The sequence below is a fragment of the Streptococcus sp. DD11 genome (assembly GCF_001578865.1).
Lineage (GTDB): Bacteria > Bacillota > Bacilli > Lactobacillales > Streptococcaceae > Streptococcus > Streptococcus panodentis.
In genome coordinates this window covers 1-477 of record NZ_KQ969440.1, presented here as the reverse complement: position 1 = coordinate 477, position 477 = coordinate 1, and the positions used below count along the sequence as shown (strand labels likewise).

Below are 477 nucleotides of genomic sequence, written 5' to 3'. Positions count from 1 at the left end.
CCGAGTTTTTATGGGAGCGTTTTTGTTCCCTGTCATACTGATTGTATTTGATATAATGGTCTATTCCTTGTTCGTCAAGACGGAGGAGGTTTTCTTCGCTCCCATACCCGGCATCTGCGACGACTGTTTCAACCTCTGCTGGACATGATTTCAGAAAAGGCAGGAGCGTTAAGGTATCTGTTGGATTCGGGAAGATGTCGTAGTGGATGACAAACTGATTTTCAGTGGCAATTTGAAGGTTGTACCCTGCTTTAAGCTGACCATTCTGCATGTGATCGTCTTTCATTCGCATGAAAGTGGCGTCCGTATCTGTTTTGGAAAAACTATTGCGCCCCTGGAAAGTCTTTTGGTAGTCTTCGTATTTTTCAGACCGCACTGAAAAATCTTCCTGAATCTTCTTCAGAACTTTCTTTAAGCGCCGGCGCTTGGTCTTGCGTTCATCCTTGCCTTTGACTGGATTTTCCTCAATGGCTTGAT

General features: G+C 44.4%; 1 protein-coding gene. It reads right to left on the bottom strand.

Annotation, left to right across the window (positions count from 1 at the left end):
- Window positions 1-477 (bottom strand): transposase (locus STRDD11_RS13315; RefSeq protein ID WP_164828518.1); only part of this gene is annotated, 477 nt, incomplete at both ends.